The sequence below is a fragment of the Megalodesulfovibrio paquesii genome, from assembly GCF_054653055.1.
Map to the genome: position 1 here is coordinate 285,125 of NZ_BAAIGQ010000008.1, position 17,925 is coordinate 303,049.

The window sequence follows — 17,925 nt, forward strand, 5'->3', positions numbered from 1 at the left end:
GACGATACGGCATTACTGGACGATTTTCCAGTCCCCCTTCTCGATGAGCACCATCTCGAAGGCGTCGGCGGTCAGGCCGTTGTGGTCTTCGGCGCTCATGTTGAAGACGCCGCCGGTGGCCACAAAGTTGGTGATCTTCTCCAGGTTGTCGCGAATGGCCTGGGGTTCTGCGGAGTTGCCCATCTTGATGGCCTCCACGATGAGCATCAGCCCGTCGTAGGCGTAGCCGCCAAAGGAGGAGACGGGCATCTTGTACGCAGCCTCATAGGCGGCGATGTAGTCGGTCAGGAGCTTCTTTTGCGGATGGTCGGCAGGCACCTGGGCCGCCACGGCCAGGCGACCGGCGGGCAGGAACAGGCCCTCGGCCGCGTCCCCGGCCAGTTCGATGAACTTCTTGGAGGCCACGCCATGGCTCATGTACAGCGGGATGGTGATGCCCAGCTGCTGACGGTTGCGGGCCACCACGGCCGGGCCGGGGTTGGTGCCCCAGCAGATGATGGCGTCGGGGGCTTTGTCCTTGATGGCCGTGAGCTGGGCGGTCATGTCCGTGTCTTTGGGGCCGTACACTTCGTCGGCCACCAGCTCGAAGCCCTGGGCGGGCAGGAGCTGCTGCAGCACCTCGCGGCCGGCCTGGCCGTAGCCGTCGCTCACCGTGAGGATGGCCACCTTTTTGATGCCCTGGGCCGTGGCATGGCGCAGGATGCGTTCCACGGCGTGGCGGTCGGTCTGGGGCGTTTTGTAGACCCAGGGGGAGACCGGCGTGGTGATTTTTTCGGCCGCGGCGCAGGAGACCATGGGGATCCTGGCGGCCTCGAACTTGGCTTTCACGGCCAGGGTGTTGCCCGAGGTGGTGGGGCCGATGACGGCTGCAACCTTGTCCTTCTTCAGGAGCTTGTCCACAGCCAGGACGCACTTGTTCACGTCGGTTTCGTCGTCATAGATGATGACTTCAAGCGGGCGCCCAAGCACGCCGCCGGCGTCGTTGAGCTGTTTGACCAGGAGCTCGATGGTCTGCTTCTCCGGCTCTCCCAGGAAGGACGCCGGACCGGTCACCGAAAACACCGCACCAAGCTTGATGGGTCCGGCGGCCTGGGCCGGCTGGCTGGCAGCGAGCAGGGGCAGGGCAAGGAGGCTCAGGAGGGCGAGGAGACGATACATGAAGGCTCCTTCGGGCATGGAATATGAAATGCGAGTGGACGTTTGGGTTCCCGTTGTCTGCATGCGGCCGCCGGGAAAGTCAAGCCCGGCGGCCACGTGATACAGGTCGAATTATTCCACCAACTTCCAGGCGCCGCCTTCGATCTTGACCATGGTGAAGGCGTCCAGGGTCAGGCCGTTGTGGTCCTGGGGGCTGAAGGAGAACACGCCGGCTGTGCCCACAATGTTCTGCAGCTTCTCGATATTGTCGCGCAGGGCCTGGGGCTCCACGCTGTTGCCCAGCTTCGCGGCTTCCGCAATGAGGGTCAGGGCGTCCCAGGCATGGCCGCCAAAGGTGGAGACCGGGGACTTGAACGTGTCTTCGTATTCCTTGCTGTACCCGACCACCACCGCCTTTTGCGGATGGTCCGCCGGGATCTGCTCGGCCACGATCAGCCGGCCGGCCGGCAGCAACAAGCCTTCGGCGGCGTCCCCGGCCAGTTCGATGAACTTTTTGGAGGCCACGCCGTGGCTCTGGTACAGCGGGATGGTAATGCCCAGCTGCTGCCGGTTGCGGGCCACCACGGCCGGGCCGGGGTTGGTGCCCCAGCAGATGATGGCGTCGGGGTTTTTGTCCTTGATGGCCGTGAGCTGGGCGGTCATGTCCGTATCTTTGGGGCCGAAGACCTCGTCGGCCACCAGCTCGAAGCCCTGGGCGGGCAGGAGCTGCTGCAGCACCTCGCGGCCGGCCTGACCAAAGCCGTCACTCACGGTGATGATGGCGATTTTCTGCATTCCCTTGGCCTTGGCGTCCTGGAGGATGCGCTCTGCGGCATGCCGGTCGGACGGGGCGACCTTGAAGACCCAGGGATTGACCGGAGAGGTGATCTTTTCCGCGGCGGACATGGAAATGAGCGGCACCTTGGCCGGCTCGAACTTGGACATCACGGCCAGGGTGTTGCCCGAGGTGGTGGGTCCGATGACGGCCACGACCTTGTCCTTTTTCAGGAGCTTGTCCACGGCCAGGACGCACTTGTTCACGTCGGTTTCGTCGTCGTAGATCACCAGTTCGACGGGCCGGCCGAGCACGCCGCCCTTGGCGTTGATGGCTGCGGCCACCATCTCGGCGGTGTTCTTCTCCGGCTCGCCCAAAAAGGCAGCCGGGCCGCTGGCCGAGACTACCACGCCGATCTTGACCGGATCGGCAGCCCAGGCAGCCACGGTGGAACAGAGAAACAGGTGCACAACCAGCAACAGGAACGGCAAGGCGCGGAAACGCATGACGGGTTCCCCCTCTGTGTAAGAGAGCCTGAAACGTGGAAAAACGCAGTACGCAGCCTCAAACCTCGTAGGCCGGGTGGGCCGGGTTGGTTAGGGATAGCCGGGATCCGGCGGCAGATTGCGCTTGCTGGCCGCAGCCTTGGCCAGCACGTCGCAGCGTTCGTTTTCCGGGTGGCCGGCATGGCCTTCCACCCAGTGCATGGTCACCTTGTGGCGGCTGAGCAGGGTATCCAGCTGCCGCCACAGGTCCTGGTTCTTGACGGGTTTTTTGTCCGCCGTGAGCCAGCCGCGGCGCTTCCAGCCGGCCAGCCATTTTTTCTCGATGCCGTCGCGCAGGTAGCGGGAGTCGGTATAAAGCTGCACCGTACAGTCGCGCTTGAGGGAATCCAGGGCCATGATGGCCGCGAGCATTTCCATGCGATTGTTGGTGGTCAGGCTGTGGCCACCGCTCATTTCCTTGCTGTGGCCATTCCAGCGGAAAATGGCGGCCCAGCCGCCGGGGCCGGGATTGCCCAGGCAGGAGCCGTCCGTGTAAATGATCACCGGCCCTTCGCCGGCGCAGGTCACTGTCATGGAGCTGCCGCACTTTGGTTGAGGAGGGTGTCCCAGAGGGTGGAAAGGGCCAGGATCAGGCCCTTGGGCCAGGAGCCGTCGTCAAAATACGGGGGAAAGTGGTCCTGGCGCAGGGAGGCGAGGGTTTCCTCACCAAGTGCTCTCGCTGCCAGGGGGGGCACCTGCAGGACCACTTCACGCGTGGCTGGATTGATGCCCAGGAAGATGACGCCGGGATCCGGCGCCGGGGGCTTGATGGCGTTGGCGTCGTTGGTCACGGCCAGGCGCACCTCCAGGCCGAATTCCTCCTTGAACATCTTGGAGAACTGCAGCAGTGCGTCTTTTTGATCGGCCGTGAGCATGCCGGTGGCGTCGTAAATGGTCTCGTTGGTTTTGAGACGATCTATGTGCCGCTGGGTGTTCCACTGGAACAACAGCACACAGGCCGCGAACACGGCCGCCAGGCCCAGCATGCGGGCGATGCGTTCGCTGGCGCTGCCACCGCGGACCAGCGGGCCGCGGAAGTGTCGAAAGCTTCCGAAAAACACCATAGGCTCTTCCCTGTTGCATGAACGGAATGGGGAAGCCCTATCATCCTCCGCGCAAGGCTTCAATGGGATGCAGCCGGGCTGCCTCGCGCGCCGGCTTGAGTCCGAAGAGCACGCCCACCGTCAGGCTGGCGGCCAGAGCCAGCACGCCGATCTTCCAGGAAAGGACGATGGTCAGGATCTCATAGCGGGTCAGAATCTCGCCAATGCCAATGCCCAGGCCCACGCCCAGCACTGCGCCAAACAGGGTCAGGGCCACTGCCTCAGCCAGAAACTGCAGGGTTATGTGCCATGATTTCGCGCCCATGGCCCGCTTGAGCCCCACTTCCTGCTGGCGCTCCTTGACACTGAGATAGAACAGATTGGCCAGCACAAAGCCGCCCACCAGCAGCGAGACCGTGGCCGTGATGCCCAGAAAGGCCACCAGACTGCCCTGGAGCATGCTCAGGAACTTGAGGATTTCATCCGCTGAAATGATGGTGAAGTCGTCGGCTTCGCCTTCTTCCAGCTGATGCAGATGCCGCAGCAGGGAGCGGACATTTTCCATGTGCGTGGGCATGAGTTCCGGGTTGTGGAACTTGATGCGCAGGGCGCGGAAGTATTTGCGGTCCAGATTGTAGCGCTGGGTCAGGGTGGTCAGGGGGATGATGACCCGGCTGTCCACGGGCATGCCGCCGCTGGCGGAGCCGCGTTCGGCCAGCCGGCCGACGATCTGTACAGGCAGGTTGTTGGCAAAAATGGTCTGGCCCAGCGGATTCTCGTTGGGAAACAGCAGCTGGACGATGGTTTCGCCCACCAGGGCCACCTTGGCGGCCTGGCGGACGTCTTCCTCCCGCAGGTCGCGGCCTTCGGCCATGGGCCAGTCCCAGGCCTGGGCGTAATCCGCCGTGGCGCCCACCAGGTTGGGCAGGTCCATGTTCCGGTTGCCGTGGCGCAGGGTGACCTTGTTCATGATGGAGCGCATGGGGATGACGAGATAGGCGCCGGGCAGGGAATCCCGCATGGCTTTGGCGTCGTCCCAGGTCAGGGTCATGGAGCGTCGCCCCGAGGGGCCGGAACGTATGTCACCTCCGAAGATGAGCACTGCATCCACGCCAAAGGTGGCCACCACCTCGCGGGCCTGCTTGTCCGCACCGTCCACGGCAGCCACGATCAGCGTGAGCGAGGCTATGCCCAGGGCCACGGCCAGGGCCACAAAGACCGTGCGCAGGCGAAAAGCGTTCACCGCAGTGAAGGCCATGCCAAGGATGCGGAAGAAGATGGCCAGACGATACACGGCAGTCAGTTCCCGCTGCGTGCATCGCCCACGATGCGGCCGTCTTCCATGTGCAGCCTGCGGCGGGCGTAGGCTGCGACGTTGGGGTCGTGGGTGACCAGAATCACCGTGGCGCCCTGCTCGTTGATGGTGGCGAACAACTGCAGGATTTCCTCGGTGGTGCGGGAATCCAGCTGGCCGGTGGGTTCGTCGGCCAGGAGCAGGGAGGGGCCGTTCACCAGGGCCCTGGCCAGGGCCACCCGCTGCTGCTGCCCGCCGGAAAGCTGGCTGGGCTTGTGGTGCATGCGGTCGCTCAGGCCCACCATCTGCAACAGTTCCCTGGCCCGCTGCTGCAGCTGGCGCTGGGGGGTGCTGGTGTACAGGCCGGGCATGAGCACGTTGTCCAGGGCCGTGGCGTACGGGATGAGGTAAAAGCTCTGGAACACGAAGCCGATATGCCGGCTGCGCAGGGTGGAGAGGGTATCGTCCGACTGGTGCGACACATCCTTGCCCAGCAGCTTGTACGACCCGGTGCTGACGCGGTCCAGGAGCCCGAGAATATGCAGCAGGGTGGACTTGCCAGAGCCGGACGTGCCCTGCAGCGCCGCAAACTCGCCGGGCGCGACCTGCAGGTTGATGTCCTGCAGCACGGTGACGGTCCCATTGCCATTGGCTGCCGGGTCCTCTTCATGCTCGACAGGGCCGCTGCGGGCAAAGGACCGGGAGACCTGACTGAGTTCGATGACGGGCGAGACAGTGGCGTTCATCGATTGCCGCCACCTCCGCCGCCCGGGGGCGGACCGGGAGGCGGACCGCCAGGATGCCCGCCGCCCGACTGGCTGGTACTGGCCGCCGCTTTTTTGTTCTGCGGCACCACCACCTGCGTGGCCACCACCTCGCCCTCGGCAAAGCCGCCCAGCACCTCGCTGTACGAGGGTCCGCGCAGGCCCAGGGTAAAGTCAGTGCCCTCGCGGCGCAGCGTGGTGACCCGCTGCGTGGCGTTGCCGCCTGCGCCGGGTACGGCCGCGGCAGGATTGATCACGTAGACCACATTCTTGCTGTCCACCCATTTGAGGGCCGTGTTGGGCAGGGCCAGAACACCTGGCTTTTCCCTGACCACTACGCGGCACTGGGTGGTCATCTCCGGCCGCAACCGCGTGGCCTGCTCCGGGGTGATGTGGCAAAGCACCTGATAATAGACAATGCTGTCGCGGATTTCCGGGATGGGATAGATCTGCTCGACCTTGGTGGTGAAAATGTCGTCAGGGTAGGCGTCCACGGTGAATTCCACCTGCTGGCCCGGCACCACGCGGCCGATGTCCGTCTCATCCATGTAGATCCACATTTCCAGGCGCGAGGGGTCGATGACTGTGATCAGATTCACCGCCTGCAGCCCGGCGACCACGGTCTCACCCTCCTGCGAGGTGACGTTGCCCACCACGCCGGTGAGGGGTGAATAAATTCTGTGATATGACAGGCGGATGTTCACGGCTTCCAGCTCGGCCCGGGCTGTGGCCAGGGCGGCATCGTTCACGGTCATGCTCCGCTCGGCGTCTTCCACGGTGTTCGGGTCGATGGCTTTGCCGCGCAGCAGATCGCGCTGGCGGGTCAGGTAGCGGCGGGAATAGTCCAGCTCGGCCTCGTAGCGGCGGATGTTGGCCTCCAGCTGACGCTTCTGGGCCTGCAGCTCACGATCGTCCACCTGGGCAATGAGCTCGCCCTTCTGCACGGGATCGCCAATGCGATAGGGCAGGTTGGTGATGCGGCCGTCGGCCTGCACGCCAATCTTGACCACCGCGCCAACCTGGCTCTTGACGATGCCCGTGGCCTCCAGAACCTCGCGAATGTCTCGCTTGCCCAGGGTTTCCGTGGCCAGTACCTGCGGTTGCGGCGGGCCCTTGCGTTCCTGCCACCACCACCACCCGCCACCCACGGCCCCGGCCAAAAGCAAAAGAAGGAGAAGTGTGCGCATATCGCCGGCACATTAGTGCGAATCACATCCCAGGGGAAGAGGGGAACGTGTGAAGGGTTGGTAAGGATGGGTAAAAGGGGGGAGAAGCTTGTCTCAACTGGACACGAGACATCAGAGCTTGTATCAAGCGTTTTGGCGATTCGATTGATACAAACATTTTTGTCGCGTTTTCACGTGAGACAAACATGCTGCCATTTTTGCCGCGTTTTCTCCCGTTTGACGATCTGGATCTGGGGCTGGCCTTGCGCGTCATTGTGCAGGCCAACAGCGCGCTGGCCATGTTCAAGGGGACGTTGATCGGCGTACCCAACCCGGAGGTGCTGCTTGCGCCGCTGACCATGAAAGAAGCCGTGCTTTCGTCGCGGATTGAAGGCACGCAGGCGACCGTGGGCGATGTGTTCCGCTACGAGGCAGGCGAGACTCCCACGCAGGAGTCGCGCCGCAATGACGTGTTCGAGATCATTAACTATCGCAAGGCGCTGCATATTGCCCAGGAAGAACTGAAAACGAGACCGTTCTCGCTCAATCTGTTGAAGCGACTGCATGAGATATTGCTGGACAGCGTCCGCGGGCGTCACAAGGCCCGGGGACAGTTCCGCACCGTGCAGAATTGGATCGGCGGTGCCGGCACCACCATGGAGCAGGCGCAGTTCGTGCCTCCGGAACCATTGCGGGTGCCGGAGCTGCTCAACAACTGGGAATCGTATTATCATTATGACGAGGTGGACGCCCTGGTGCAGCTGGCCATCGTCCATGCCCAGTTCGAAATCATCCACCCGTTTCTGGATGGCAATGGCCGTCTCGGGCGCATTCTGGTGCCGCTCTTTTTGTACGAGAAAGGTCTGCTTGCAAGTCCTGTGTTCTACATCTCCGCGTACCTGGAGGAACATCGGGAAAAATACATCGAGCAGCTCAGACAGCTGGACAACACACCGGAAAGCTGGCTGCGGTGGATTGTGTTTTTTATGAACGCAATTCGGGCCCAGGCGCAAAAGAACACGGAAACGGCCATGGCAGTCATGCAACTGTATGCCAGACTCAAAGAGCGGGTAATCGAGTGCACGCGGTCGCAGTATGCGGTGCCGTTGCTGGATCAATGCTTTCGCCGACCGGTCTTTACCAGTGCGCAGATTGCTCTCGGTCCTGGCGGCCCGACCTATGCCAGCATAAGCAAAATGCTGCTCAATCTGCGAGAGGCAGGGGTGCTCCAGGTCGTCCGCGAGGGCAGCGGTCGGCGTCCGCAGATCTTCTCCCTGCACGAGCTGGTGAGCATGTGCGAGGCGTGAGGCCCTGGCCGCTGCGGCGTCCTCGCTTCCGGCTTCTCAGGAGGCCGGCGGAATATGTTACGCCCCCATCTCCCGAATCTTCCTCGCGTACAGATCCCGCAGGGCCGTCACGTAGCTGGGGTCCATTTTGCCTTTCCAGGTCTCGATTTCCAGGAAGCGTTTGGGGAGCCTGACCTGTTCGGGCTGGTAGCCGCTCTGGAGTTTGAGCCGCCAGCGGGTGCGACGGATGGCTTCCACACTGGCGTCCAGGTTTTCGGCCAGCTCGGGCTGGTCCGTGGCGAGGAGGGCGGCGTGAATACGTTCCTCGGTGTAGGCGCTGCGGGCAAAGAGGCAGGAAACCAGGGAATTGAGCATCACCCGGGCCTTTTCGTCCTGGATGAGGAAGTCCACGGCCTTTTCGGTGTCCTTGTCTTGGGTTTTCTGGTCGTAGCTGTAGCCGGCGGCGTCCAGGTGCGAGTAGCGGAAGCCCATGGCCTGGGAGATGAAGAAGTTCTCGCCCGTGGCATAGCCGGCCATCTCCTGGCCGAGCACACAGGCAAACTCTGCGCCGCCGTACACGGCTGCGGCCTTGAGCGCGCCCTGGGCCAGGTGGCGGTAGAAGTCGTTGCTGGCTAGGCTCAAGTGCACGCAGGCCAGGCGGTAGCTTTCCACGTCGTCCCATTTGAGGGGCACGAGGGTCTCACGCTCGGTGATCAGCCCCTTTTCGAAGGCCTCGGTAGCCCATGCCAGGGCCACGCCAGAGGAGATGGCGTCCAGGCCCTGCTTTTCCGCCTCGTCGAGCAGCACGAGGATCTTCCAGGCCTTGGTCATGCCCAGCATGGAGCCGTTGGCAAAGACGGTTTCGTGGTCATAGCCGACCTGCTTGTACAGGTAGTTGTGATCTTCGGCAAAAAGCTGGCGCAAGAGGCCGATGTGGATGCAGCCCACCGGGCAGCCGGCGCAGGCGGTCTTGCGCAGCAGGAGCTGCTCGGCAAAGCACTCGCCGGAGACGCCGTCGATGGCGCCTTCGTCGCTGGTGGCCTGGAGGTTGCGCCAGGGCAGGGCCCGCAGGCCGTTGAGCACGGCCATGTTGATGGGGGTTCCCAGGTCGTGGTACTTGCGCATCATGTCCGTGTCCGTCAGAACACTGTGGATATCCTTGTATAATTTGGGGTAGTCCTTGCTGGCTGGCAGGGGCAGGGACTTGTTGCCGGCAACGATGATGCCTTTGAGGTTTTTTGCGCCCATGACCGCCCCGGCGCCCAGGCGGCCGAAATGGCGGAAGGTGTCCACATTGATGCAGGCGAAGGCCGAGCGGTTCTCGCCGGCCGGGCCGATGCGCAGGGTGGAACGGTGGCCGGCGTTGGACTTGCCATAGCGCCGCAGGTGTTTGCCCGTGGTAAAGACGTCCATCCCCTGCATGAAGCTGACATCCTGAAACTCCACCCGGTTCGCGCCAGTCACCAGGCAGGTCAGCCGCGGGGCCGCGCCGGTGATGACCAGGGCATCCAGCCCGGAGAAGCGCAGGGAGAGCCCCAGACGCCCGCCGGCGTGGCTCTCGGCGTATTCCTCGGTGTATGGGCTCTTGAAGCCGCAGACGGTCTTGCTCATCAGCGGGAACCAGCCGGTCAGGGGGCCGATGGCGAAGATCAGCGGCTGGCTGGGGTCCAGGGCCGGCAGGGAGAGATCACCAAATTGCTGGTACAGCAACGCGGCAAGGCCGCAGCCGCCGAGGTGCTCGGCGCGGCCGGCCACCTCCAGAACCTGCCCCTTGCCTTGATCCATGCGAACGTGCAGGACGCGAAACATATTGGAACCCATAGTTATTTCTCCGAAAGGCTGCAGGCGTTCTGGTAGGGGGTGTCCGGAGCGCAAAAGGGCGAATCCTTTTCGGCCAGCTCCAGGCAGTCGTGGGGACAGTAGGCCACGCAGCGGCCGCAATGGAGGCACAGATAGGCCAGCCCGTCATCCGGGGAAATCATGATGGCGTCCACGGGGCAGGCCTCGGCGCAGGCGCCGCAGCGGATGCAGAGGGCCTGCTTGAGCTTGACGCCGCCACCCTGGCGCTGGGTGATGGCTTCCGTGGGGCAGGCCATGGCGCAGGGGGCAGGATCGCAGGCCACGCAGGTTTTGGCCTCAAAGCCGGTGGTGATGCCACCGGAAGAATGGATGCGGATGCCGCAGTTGGTCCAGGACAGTTGTTTGTACACCTGTCTTGCGCAGGCAAGGGAACAGGAATGGCAGCCGATGCAGCGTTCCATGCGGCTGGGGCGCAGTATTTTCATGAGCGGGCTCTCCTCTGGGCAGCTGTCGGGTGAGAACGTGGCGGCATCTTGTATGCCAGCGCATTATGACCTGTTGAAGTCAGTTGGTTGTACCAGATGCACTGTGCGCTGTGGGAAAGGGATATTCCAGCCGTGGTCGGTGCAGGATTGAGTGACCAGACGGGCCACCAGACGCTGCAGGCTCCAGTAGTCCCCGGCCAGCTCGCCGGAGAAGCCGGCATAGGCGGCGATGTTCAGGGAGGAGTCCGCCGCCTCCTTGAACTGTACGAACAGCCCGGTGAGTTTCGGGCCGTAACCAGCCTGCTCCAGGCCGGCACGCAGATCCATCTCCATCAGTCCGGGGATGTCTTCCAGGCTTTCGGCCTGCAGGGAATAATCAATGCCAATGACCACCAGATGCCCGAATCCTGTGGTCAGATTGCGTGGATTCTTGCCCAGATAGTCCGAGGCCGGGATGTGCAGGCGGTTGCCCCCGTACGCGTCAAGGATGACCAGCTCCGGCGTCTGCAGAATGACCTTGCCGAAGGTGCCGTCACTCAGCAGCACATAGTCCCCCTTGCGGGAGGGGAACCATTCCTCTTCGGCGTGTATGGGGCGGGAGGAAAGGGAGTACAGGTCGCTCAGGCGCAGGCGCACGGTGCCGCCCTGCAGGAGCGGGTTGACCAGGGTGGTGTAATAGTTGATGCGGCCGACCTTGAAGGGCAGGCCGTTGTACACGAGGCGTTCTCCCTCGCGCACGGCGCCCAGGTTGCACAGGAGTTTGACCTGTTCCGACAGCGTGGCGAGACTGTATTTGGCAGACCAGAGAATGCCCACCAGCAGCAGCACCGTGAGGCCGAGGAGCACCCAGTCCCCGGCGTTGTACAGAATGGCCAGCCCGACGAGGGTAGCGGCCAGGGTGCAGAGAAACGTGTAAATGACCGTGGCGGCGCGGAAGAACATGGAACGCTTGGCCCAGCGCTTGCCGTGGCCGGTGCGGAGCAGGAGCCGCAGGGCCAGACGCATGACCGCGAACACCAGCCCGCCCGCGCCCAGGGCCATAATAAGGTTCTTGCCCCGGCTGAGAAAGAAATTCTGGAACAGCCCGCGCAGCATGGACATGATGGAACTTTCCTCGGCCAGCTTTTCCTTGAGTTTGAGCTGGGTCACGCTCAGGGCGCTGGCGGCGCTGTCGCGCTTGTCTTGCCAGTCGTCAATGTAGGCGGCCAGACGTTTGGCGAGTTCCTTGTCCTTGGTTTCCTCCTTGAGGACGATCATGCGCTGCAGGCCGGCATCGATTTTGGGGAGCAGGAGGTTCAGGCGGTTGATCTCGGCACGCAACCGTTCGAGATCCCGCGGCCGGGCGGTGAGCTTTTTGAGTTCCGCGAGGATGGGCGCCATGAGCTCGCGCAGGTCCGCGCTCCAGTCCAGGCTGTCCTCATGCTGCTCGGCCAGGGCGTCCAGATCCACGCCGGCGGCCACCTGTTCAAAATTCTTCTGCCGCTCCCGCAGGGCTTTGGCCAGGGCGTCAATTCCCGACTCAATTTCCTGGCGCTGGGTCGTGGTGGCGGCAGCTTTCAGCCGTTTTTCCTGCTCCTTGATGGAGGCGCGCAGGCTGTCCATGGCGTCCACCAGGGTCAGCAGGGTGGCGTTGACTTCCACCTGCACATCCTCTGGTTCCACCAGCTCCTCGGCGGGCAGGGGTGCCGAGGCATTGGCCGGCTCGGAGGCGTTGGCCGGCTCCGTGGCCGGCGCTGCGACAGGTTCCCTGGCTTGCTCTTTGGCTTGTGTCGTCGCCGGCTTTGTTGCCGGCTTTGTGGTGTTTGCGGCGGGGGGCGCCTCGGCGGCAGGCTGGGTGTCGTTTTGCGCAAGGCAAACGCCGTGCAGCACAAGCAGGCAGACAAGCACGACTGGCAGGAGGAAGGAAGGGAGGACTCGCATGGCAGGGACCCGGTGGCAGCTGAGCTAGGGTGACGGGAAATGAGGCATGGAATTATTCACAATACCCGGCAAAAGCATCCAGGTAAAGAGAATGGCATTGCATATTGCATTGCGGTCTTGTAATGGAAAGGGTTGCGGGGCGGGTTGACTTCGATCGTTGAATCGAGTACCCCTCACCCTCTTTCATCCCGCGCCCCGGAACTGCCGGGGAATCTTCGGGCGGGAGCAACCCGGTTTTATTGAGCCGGCCCCAGGGATCGCATGTTCGAGAGCCTTTCCGATCGCTTGAGCGACGTCTTCAAACGCTTCCGCGGCCAGGGCCGCCTGGATGAGTCAAACATCCAGGAGGGCCTGCGCGAGGTGCGTCTGGCGCTTCTGGAAGCCGACGTCAACTTCAAGGTGGTCAAGGAATTCATCGACCGCATCCGGGAACGCTGCCTTGGTGTGGAGGTGATGAAAAGCCTCACCCCTGGCCAGCAGGTGGTCAAGATCGTCCATGACGAGATGGTCGAGCTTCTGGGCGGCCAGTCCACGGATCTGGTCTTTGCCAAAGGTGCGCCCACCATCTTCATGATGGTCGGCCTGCAGGGCTCGGGCAAGACCACCACCACGGGCAAGCTGGCCAACCTGCTCAGGAGACAAGGGAAAAAGCCCCTGATGGTCCCGGCGGACGTCTACCGCCCTGCGGCCATCGAGCAGCTGCACACCCTGGCCCGGCAGCTCAATGTTCCTTCCTTCAATTCCTCCGCGGATCAGAATCCCGTGGATATCGCCCGCGCGGCCGTGGCTCAGGCCGTGGAGCAGGGGCACGACGTGGTCCTGCTGGACACCGCCGGCCGTCTGCACATCGACGAGCCCCTGATGCAGGAGCTGGCCAACATCAAGGCCGCCGTCGGACCGCAGGAAATCCTCTTTGTGGCCGACGCCATGACCGGCCAGGAAGCCGTGAACATCGCCCAGAGCTTCAACGAGCGGCTGGACGTCTCCGGCGTGGTCCTGACCAAGATGGATGGCGATGCCCGCGGCGGCGCAGCCCTCTCCATCAAGCGCGTGCTGGGCAAGCCGGTCAAGCTCGTGGGCATGGGCGAGAAGCTCTCCGATCTGGAAGTCTTCCACCCCGACCGCGCCGCCGGCCGCATCCTGGGCATGGGCGACGTGCTCTCCCTCATCGAAAAAGCCCAGGAAGCCATGGACGAGCAGGACGCCATGGCCATGGGCGAAAAGATGATGCGCGCGGAGTTCGACTTTGAAGACTTCCGCAAGCAGATGCGCCAGCTCAAGAAGCTCGGCTCCCTGGACGGGTTGATGAAGCTCATCCCCGGCATGGGCGACCTGCGCAAGAAGCTGGGCGACATGGCCCCGCCGGACAAGGAGCTGGTCAAGGTGGAAGCCATGATCAATTCCATGACCGTGCAGGAACGTCGCCAGCCCAAGCTGCTGGAAAACGCCTCCCGCCAGCGCCGCGTGGCCCGCGGCTCCGGCCGCAGCGAGCAGGAAGTCGCCGCGCTGCTGACCAACTTCTTCGGCATGCAGAAAATGATGCAGCAGATGATGGGCGGCGGCGGCAAGAAAGGCAAAAAAGGGATGCTGCCCCAGATGCCCCGCATGCCCAAGGGCATGGGCGGCCTGGCCCGCGGCCTTTCCGGCGGCGCACCCAAGCTGCCCGGCGGTATGGGCGGCATGCCAGGCATGGAAGGCTTGGGCGGTATGGGAGGCATGCCCGGTATGGGAGGCATGCCCGGCATGCCCGGCATGGGAGACCAGCCCGCACAGCCCAAAAGTTCGTTCACCAAAAAGAAGAAGTCCACGCGCAAAAAGCGCAAGAAATAATTCCTGTTATTCACTCAAGGAGACCGCAATGGCCGTCAAGATCCGCCTCACCCGCATGGGTTCCAAAAAGCGCCCCTTCTACCGCATCGTCGCCATGGACGTCGAGTCCCGCCGCGATGGTCGTGCCCTGGACATCCTGGGCTTCTACAACCCCATGGTCAGCCCCGCCGTGGTCAACATGGACCAGGAAAAGCTTGCCAAGTGGCTGGACCAGGGCGCCGAGCCCACGGACACCGTCAAGTCCCTCATCAAGCAAGCCAAAAAGGCTTCCGCCTAGTCGCTGCGGCCAGTCCTGACCGGCTGGCCGGGCGACGGCGCACGAGGCACGCATGTCCGATTCCATGCAGACCTTCATCGACTATGTCGCCCGCTCCCTGGTGGACGAACCCGAGGCCGTGCAGGTGACGGTGAAACCCGGCGAACAGGCGGACGTCATCGAACTCACCGTGGCCAAGGACGACCTCGGCAAGGTCATCGGCCGCCAGGGACGCACCGCCAAGGCCATCCGCACCGTGCTCTCGGCCATCTCCGTACGGGAGAAACGCCGGGCCGTGCTGGAAATCCTGGAATAGCGCCCCTCCGGGCGCACGGGACGGCTACGGGTCATGGCCTCGCGTCTTGTTCTGGGCCGGGTGCTCAAGCCCCACGGCGTGCGCGGCGAGCTGAAATGCGCCTGCTACGCCGAGGAGCCCGGGGATTTTCTGGCTCTCAAACGCGTCTGGCTGGCGCGCGGTTCCGCCGCGCCCCGGCCTTTCGTCGTGCGCAAGGCCCGCTGGGCCGCGCCGGGAGAGGCGGCAGCCCTGCTGCTGGTGGAAGGCATTGACGACCGGACCCAGGCCGAAGCCTGGCGAGAGGCGGACATCCTCGTGGATGCGGCCGACCTGCCCGCACCCGAGGAGGACGAGGTCTACATTGAAGACCTCCTCGGCGCCGAAGTGGTGCTGGAAGACGGCGTCGTCCTGGGCGTGTTCGACCACCTCCTGGAAACGGCGGACGAGTACGACGTCTGGGCCATCCGTACTCCTGCAGGAGAGGAAATTCTCTTTCCTGCCCACGAGGATTTTCTTGTGGAAGTGGATGCGGACGCCCGACGCATCGTGATAGATCCTCCCCCAGGGCTGGTGGACGTCTATCTGGAACAGACCCGGAGCGACCCGCCGGCCAAGGAGACCCGCCATGGATTCGACGCCCCAGCACAGCACCCACGGCAACGGGATGGACAGCGGGCCAGCCGACCGGACAATCGGAAACGGAAGACTCCCTGACGACATCGTCGTCTCCAGCTGGGAAGAGCTTTGCGAACGGGTGTACGACCATAGCTGGCAGCCGGATATCCAGCATTTTCGCGCCAATTACGTCTTTCGCGGCCTTTCGGATATCGACTACCCCCTGTGCACCAGCCTCCAGCGCCTGGGCGGCCCGTACCCTGACCTGGAATACCACCTGCTGCGCAACTTCAAGAAATACGGCACCACAGACAGTCGCGAAGGCGCCCAGTCCGATTGGTGGTGGTGGGCTGTGGCCCAGCATCATGGCCTGCCCACCCGGCTCCTGGACTGGACCTATTCTCCCTTCGTGGCCATGCATTTCGCCACCGCCAACATGGGGCAGTACGATCGCGACGGCGTCATCTGGGCCATGGAATTCGTCAAAACCCAGCAGCTCCTGCCGGCCTGCTTGCGGACCATCCTGGGCGAGGCCGGGGCCAAGGTCTTTACCGTGGGCATGCTGGAACGCGCCGTCCGCCGCATCGGCGATCTGGCCTCCCAGCCGCGGGAGTTGGGTGAGGGCGACCGGCCATATTGCCTGTTCTTTGAGCCACCCTCTCTGGATGCGCGCATCGTCAACCAGTTCGCGCTGTTCTCTGTGCTTTCCGACGTGACCATGCGCCTGGACGACTGGCTGCTCCAATATCCGTATCTCTGGCGGCGCATCGTCATTCCCAAGGAACTCAAGTGGGAAGTGCGCGACAAGCTGGATCAGGCCAACATCACCGAGCGCATCCTGCTCCCCGGCCTGGATGGCCTGGCCATCTGGCTGACCCGGCACTACAGCCCCGGCGCACCACGCACCCGCTGACCAATACCATGCATTTCACCTGCATCACACTGTTTCCGGAGTTCTTCACCTCCCCCATGGCCTGTGCCCTCATGGGCAAGGGCGTGGAAAAAGGGTTGATTTCCTTCGCCACGGTCAATCCGCGGGAGTTCGTCACCGGCAATTACAAGGCCGTGGACGATCGCCCCTACGGCGGCGGGCCCGGCATGGTCATGCAGCTGGATCCGCTCTGCCAGGCCATTGATTCCATTCCCAATCCCGGCCCCATTGTGCTGCTCAGCCCTCGCGGCAAACCGTTCACCCAGGCCATGGCCCGGGAGCTGGCTGCCCAGCCGTCCCTGACCATCCTCTGCGGCCGCTACGAAGGCGTGGACGCCCGGCTGGGTGCGCTGCATCCCATTGTGGAAGTGAGCCTGGGGGATTACGTCCTCAATGGCGGCGAGGCTGCGGCGCTGTGCCTGATGGAAGCCGTGGCCCGGCTGACCCCCGGTTTCATGGGCAAGGACGAGAGCGGCGAGGAGGAAAGCTTTTCCCATGGTCTTCTGGAATATCCGCACTATACGCGACCCGAGGACTACGCCGGCCAGCGCGTGCCCGAGGTGCTCCTGGGCGGGGATCATGGCGCGGTCAGCCTCTGGCGGCGGCAGGAATCCCTGCGGACCACCCTGGAGCGCCGGCCGGATCTGCTGGCATCCGCGGCCCTGACCGCGACGGATTACGAATACCTTCGCAGCCTGGAACAGACGCCGTCACGTCGCAAGCTGGGGAGAAATTTACATATTTTGCATGTGCACTCCCCGGTTCGGCTCAAAGAGGGACGAACCGGCACTGCGTCCTTGACCACCTTTGACATCCATGATATCGGTCGCGTTTCCTGTTGCTACGGGGTGGCTGATGTCACGGTGATTACGCCGTTGGAGGACCAGCAGGAGCTGGCCCACCGGGTGTTGGGTCACTGGACCATTGGCGCGGGCGGTCGGGTAAATGCCCACCGCGCCCAGGCGCTCTCCCGGGTTCGCGTGGCGGCTTCGCTGGAAGCAGCCCTGCGGATGGTGGAGGAGGCTGCGGGCCGGCCGCCGCGGGTGCTGGCCACCAGCGCCCTGGCCGAGGCGCCGCGGCGCTACAGGAAGATGTGGCCGGTGCTGGTTTCGTTTGACGAGGCCAGACGCTGGCTGGAAGAGGCGCCGGTATGTCTGCTGCTGGGCGCAGGGCACGGGCTTGCTCCCGAGGCCATGTGTGCGGCGCAGGGCATGCTGCCGCCCGTTCGTCCGTTGGACGCCTACAACCACCTCCCGGTGCGCGCGGCGGCCACGGCGGTTCTGGATCGCCTGCTCCAGGACGTGTGGTGAGTCGAGTGCGCAGGCGATGTGCCGGGTAACGATGCAACGTTTCGGGTCCACGACGCCCGTTTTTTCAGAAGGAGACCGACCATGGATATCATCAGCAAGATTGAACGCGAACACATGCGCGTGGATCTGCCCAAATTCCGTCCCGGCGACACCGTGAAGGTGCACCTGCGCATCATCGAAGGCGAAAAGGAACGCATCCAGGTCTTCCAGGGCGCGGTGCTGCGCATCAAGCGCGGCACCACCACCTCCACCTTCACCGTCCGCAAGACCTCTGATGGTGTGGGCGTGGAGCGCGTGTTCCCCTTCCACACCCCGGCCATCGAGCGCGTGGAAGTGATCAGCGAAGGCAAGGTCCGCCGCAGCCGCCTGTACTACCTGCGCGGCCTCAAGGGCAAGGCTGCCAAGATCAAGACCAAGAATCAGTGGGACTAGGCCGCGGCCCTCGGGCCTGCTGGTCTGTTGTTCCACCGGTT

At 63.6% G+C, this 17,925-nt stretch carries 18 protein-coding genes; 8 read left to right on the top strand and 10 right to left on the bottom strand.

Annotation, left to right across the window (positions count from 1 at the left end; translation table 11 throughout):
* Positions 1-12: 12 nt before the first annotated feature.
* The 7 genes from ACYQ00_RS19600 to ACYQ00_RS19630 form a co-directional block, all read right to left on the bottom strand.
* Complete coding sequence (locus tag ACYQ00_RS19600; RefSeq protein ID WP_460033748.1) at positions 13-1,158, bottom strand: ABC transporter substrate-binding protein; 1,146 nt, start codon at positions 1,156-1,158, stop codon at positions 13-15.
* Between the two features lie 111 nt (positions 1,159-1,269).
* Positions 1,270-2,418: an ABC transporter substrate-binding protein gene (locus ACYQ00_RS19605; protein WP_460033749.1), complete on the bottom strand. Its 1,149-nt coding sequence runs from the start codon at positions 2,416-2,418 to the stop codon at positions 1,270-1,272.
* Between the two features lie 90 nt (positions 2,419-2,508).
* On the bottom strand, positions 2,509-2,991 hold the full coding sequence (gene rnhA / locus ACYQ00_RS19610; protein WP_460033750.1) for a ribonuclease HI: 483 nt from the start codon (positions 2,989-2,991) through the stop codon (positions 2,509-2,511).
* Entirely contained in the window at positions 2,988-3,521 is a 534-nt protein-coding gene (locus ACYQ00_RS19615; protein ID WP_460033751.1) for a TPM domain-containing protein, read from the bottom strand. Before ACYQ00_RS19615 ends, rnhA begins: the two co-directional genes overlap by 4 nt.
* 40 nt (positions 3,522-3,561) lie before the next feature.
* Positions 3,562-4,794 carry an ABC transporter permease gene (locus tag ACYQ00_RS19620; RefSeq protein WP_460033752.1) on the bottom strand — a complete coding sequence of 411 codons (1,233 nt, stop codon included), beginning with the start codon at positions 4,792-4,794 and terminating at the stop codon, positions 3,562-3,564.
* A gap of 5 nt (positions 4,795-4,799) precedes the next feature.
* Complete coding sequence (locus ACYQ00_RS19625) at positions 4,800-5,540, bottom strand: ABC transporter ATP-binding protein (RefSeq protein ID WP_460033753.1); 741 nt, start codon at positions 5,538-5,540, stop codon at positions 4,800-4,802.
* Positions 5,537-6,745: an efflux RND transporter periplasmic adaptor subunit gene (locus ACYQ00_RS19630; protein WP_460033754.1), complete on the bottom strand. Its 1,209-nt coding sequence runs from the start codon at positions 6,743-6,745 to the stop codon at positions 5,537-5,539. The genes ACYQ00_RS19625 and ACYQ00_RS19630 overlap by 4 nt, the downstream gene beginning before the upstream one ends.
* A 185-nt stretch (positions 6,746-6,930) precedes the next feature.
* Between ACYQ00_RS19630 and ACYQ00_RS19635 the strand changes: the two genes are divergently transcribed.
* Entirely contained in the window at positions 6,931-8,031 is a 1,101-nt protein-coding gene (locus tag ACYQ00_RS19635; RefSeq protein ID WP_460033755.1) for a Fic family protein, read from the top strand.
* A gap of 57 nt (positions 8,032-8,088) precedes the next feature.
* Here ACYQ00_RS19635 and ACYQ00_RS19640 read toward each other — a convergent pair whose 3' ends face one another.
* The 3 genes from ACYQ00_RS19640 to ACYQ00_RS19650 form a co-directional block, all read right to left on the bottom strand.
* Positions 8,089-9,831, bottom strand: coding sequence for an aldehyde ferredoxin oxidoreductase N-terminal domain-containing protein (locus ACYQ00_RS19640; RefSeq protein ID WP_460033756.1), 1,743 nt, complete (start codon positions 9,829-9,831; stop codon positions 8,089-8,091).
* A gap of 2 nt (positions 9,832-9,833) precedes the next feature.
* A complete protein-coding gene (locus ACYQ00_RS19645) occupies positions 9,834-10,295 on the bottom strand; it encodes a 4Fe-4S binding protein (protein WP_460033757.1) in 462 nt (153 codons plus the stop codon).
* Between the two features lie 63 nt (positions 10,296-10,358).
* Positions 10,359-12,215 carry a hypothetical protein gene (locus ACYQ00_RS19650; protein WP_460033758.1) on the bottom strand — a complete coding sequence of 619 codons (1,857 nt, stop codon included), beginning with the start codon at positions 12,213-12,215 and terminating at the stop codon, positions 10,359-10,361.
* Positions 12,216-12,476: 261 nt separating this feature from the next.
* On the opposite strand from ACYQ00_RS19650, the gene ffh reads away from it, so the two are divergent.
* The 7 genes from ffh (at position 12,477) to rplS (ending at position 17,884) form a co-directional block, all read left to right on the top strand.
* Entirely contained in the window at positions 12,477-14,045 is a 1,569-nt protein-coding gene (gene ffh, locus ACYQ00_RS19655; protein WP_460033759.1) for a signal recognition particle protein, read from the top strand.
* Positions 14,046-14,073: 28 nt separating this feature from the next.
* Entirely contained in the window at positions 14,074-14,322 is a 249-nt protein-coding gene (rpsP, locus tag ACYQ00_RS19660; protein WP_460033760.1) for a 30S ribosomal protein S16, read from the top strand.
* Positions 14,323-14,386: 64 nt separating this feature from the next.
* Positions 14,387-14,617: a KH domain-containing protein gene (locus ACYQ00_RS19665; RefSeq protein ID WP_460033911.1), complete on the top strand. Its 231-nt coding sequence runs from the start codon at positions 14,387-14,389 to the stop codon at positions 14,615-14,617.
* 33 nt (positions 14,618-14,650) lie between these two features.
* A complete protein-coding gene (gene rimM / locus ACYQ00_RS19670) occupies positions 14,651-15,310 on the top strand; it encodes a ribosome maturation factor RimM (RefSeq protein WP_460033761.1) in 660 nt (219 codons plus the stop codon).
* Positions 15,222-16,124 (top strand): FRG domain-containing protein, encoded by a 903-nt coding sequence (locus ACYQ00_RS19675; RefSeq protein WP_460033762.1) that lies wholly within the window; start codon positions 15,222-15,224, stop codon positions 16,122-16,124. Before rimM ends, ACYQ00_RS19675 begins: the two co-directional genes overlap by 89 nt.
* A gap of 8 nt (positions 16,125-16,132) precedes the next feature.
* Positions 16,133-17,452: a tRNA (guanosine(37)-N1)-methyltransferase TrmD gene (gene trmD, locus ACYQ00_RS19680; RefSeq protein WP_460033763.1), complete on the top strand. Its 1,320-nt coding sequence runs from the start codon at positions 16,133-16,135 to the stop codon at positions 17,450-17,452.
* A gap of 81 nt (positions 17,453-17,533) precedes the next feature.
* A complete protein-coding gene (gene rplS / locus ACYQ00_RS19685) occupies positions 17,534-17,884 on the top strand; it encodes a 50S ribosomal protein L19 (RefSeq protein ID WP_460033764.1) in 351 nt (116 codons plus the stop codon).
* Positions 17,885-17,925: the final 41 nt, after the last annotated feature.

Coding starts and splice junctions, on each gene's coding strand:
- ACYQ00_RS19630 (WP_460033754.1), bottom strand. CDS start 6,745: ATGCGCACACTTCTCCTTCTTTTGCTTTTGGCCGGGGCCGTGGGTGGC.
- trmD (WP_460033763.1), top strand. CDS start 16,133: ATGCATTTCACCTGCATCACACTGTTTCCGGAGTTCTTCACCTCCCCC.
- ACYQ00_RS19640 (WP_460033756.1), bottom strand. CDS start 9,831: ATGGGTTCCAATATGTTTCGCGTCCTGCACGTTCGCATGGATCAAGGC.
- ffh (WP_460033759.1), top strand. CDS start 12,477: ATGTTCGAGAGCCTTTCCGATCGCTTGAGCGACGTCTTCAAACGCTTC.
- rnhA (WP_460033750.1), bottom strand. CDS start 2,991: ATGACAGTGACCTGCGCCGGCGAAGGGCCGGTGATCATTTACACGGAC.
- rpsP (WP_460033760.1), top strand. CDS start 14,074: ATGGCCGTCAAGATCCGCCTCACCCGCATGGGTTCCAAAAAGCGCCCC.
- ACYQ00_RS19600 (WP_460033748.1), bottom strand. CDS start 1,158: ATGTATCGTCTCCTCGCCCTCCTGAGCCTCCTTGCCCTGCCCCTGCTC.
- ACYQ00_RS19645 (WP_460033757.1), bottom strand. CDS start 10,295: ATGAAAATACTGCGCCCCAGCCGCATGGAACGCTGCATCGGCTGCCAT.
- rimM (WP_460033761.1), top strand. CDS start 14,651: ATGGCCTCGCGTCTTGTTCTGGGCCGGGTGCTCAAGCCCCACGGCGTG.
- ACYQ00_RS19675 (WP_460033762.1), top strand. CDS start 15,222: ATGGATTCGACGCCCCAGCACAGCACCCACGGCAACGGGATGGACAGC.
- ACYQ00_RS19650 (WP_460033758.1), bottom strand. CDS start 12,215: ATGCGAGTCCTCCCTTCCTTCCTCCTGCCAGTCGTGCTTGTCTGCCTG.
- ACYQ00_RS19605 (WP_460033749.1), bottom strand. CDS start 2,418: ATGCGTTTCCGCGCCTTGCCGTTCCTGTTGCTGGTTGTGCACCTGTTT.
- ACYQ00_RS19635 (WP_460033755.1), top strand. CDS start 6,931: ATGCTGCCATTTTTGCCGCGTTTTCTCCCGTTTGACGATCTGGATCTG.
- rplS (WP_460033764.1), top strand. CDS start 17,534: ATGGATATCATCAGCAAGATTGAACGCGAACACATGCGCGTGGATCTG.
- ACYQ00_RS19625 (WP_460033753.1), bottom strand. CDS start 5,540: ATGAACGCCACTGTCTCGCCCGTCATCGAACTCAGTCAGGTCTCCCGG.
- ACYQ00_RS19665 (WP_460033911.1), top strand. CDS start 14,387: ATGCAGACCTTCATCGACTATGTCGCCCGCTCCCTGGTGGACGAACCC.
- ACYQ00_RS19615 (WP_460033751.1), bottom strand. CDS start 3,521: ATGGTGTTTTTCGGAAGCTTTCGACACTTCCGCGGCCCGCTGGTCCGC.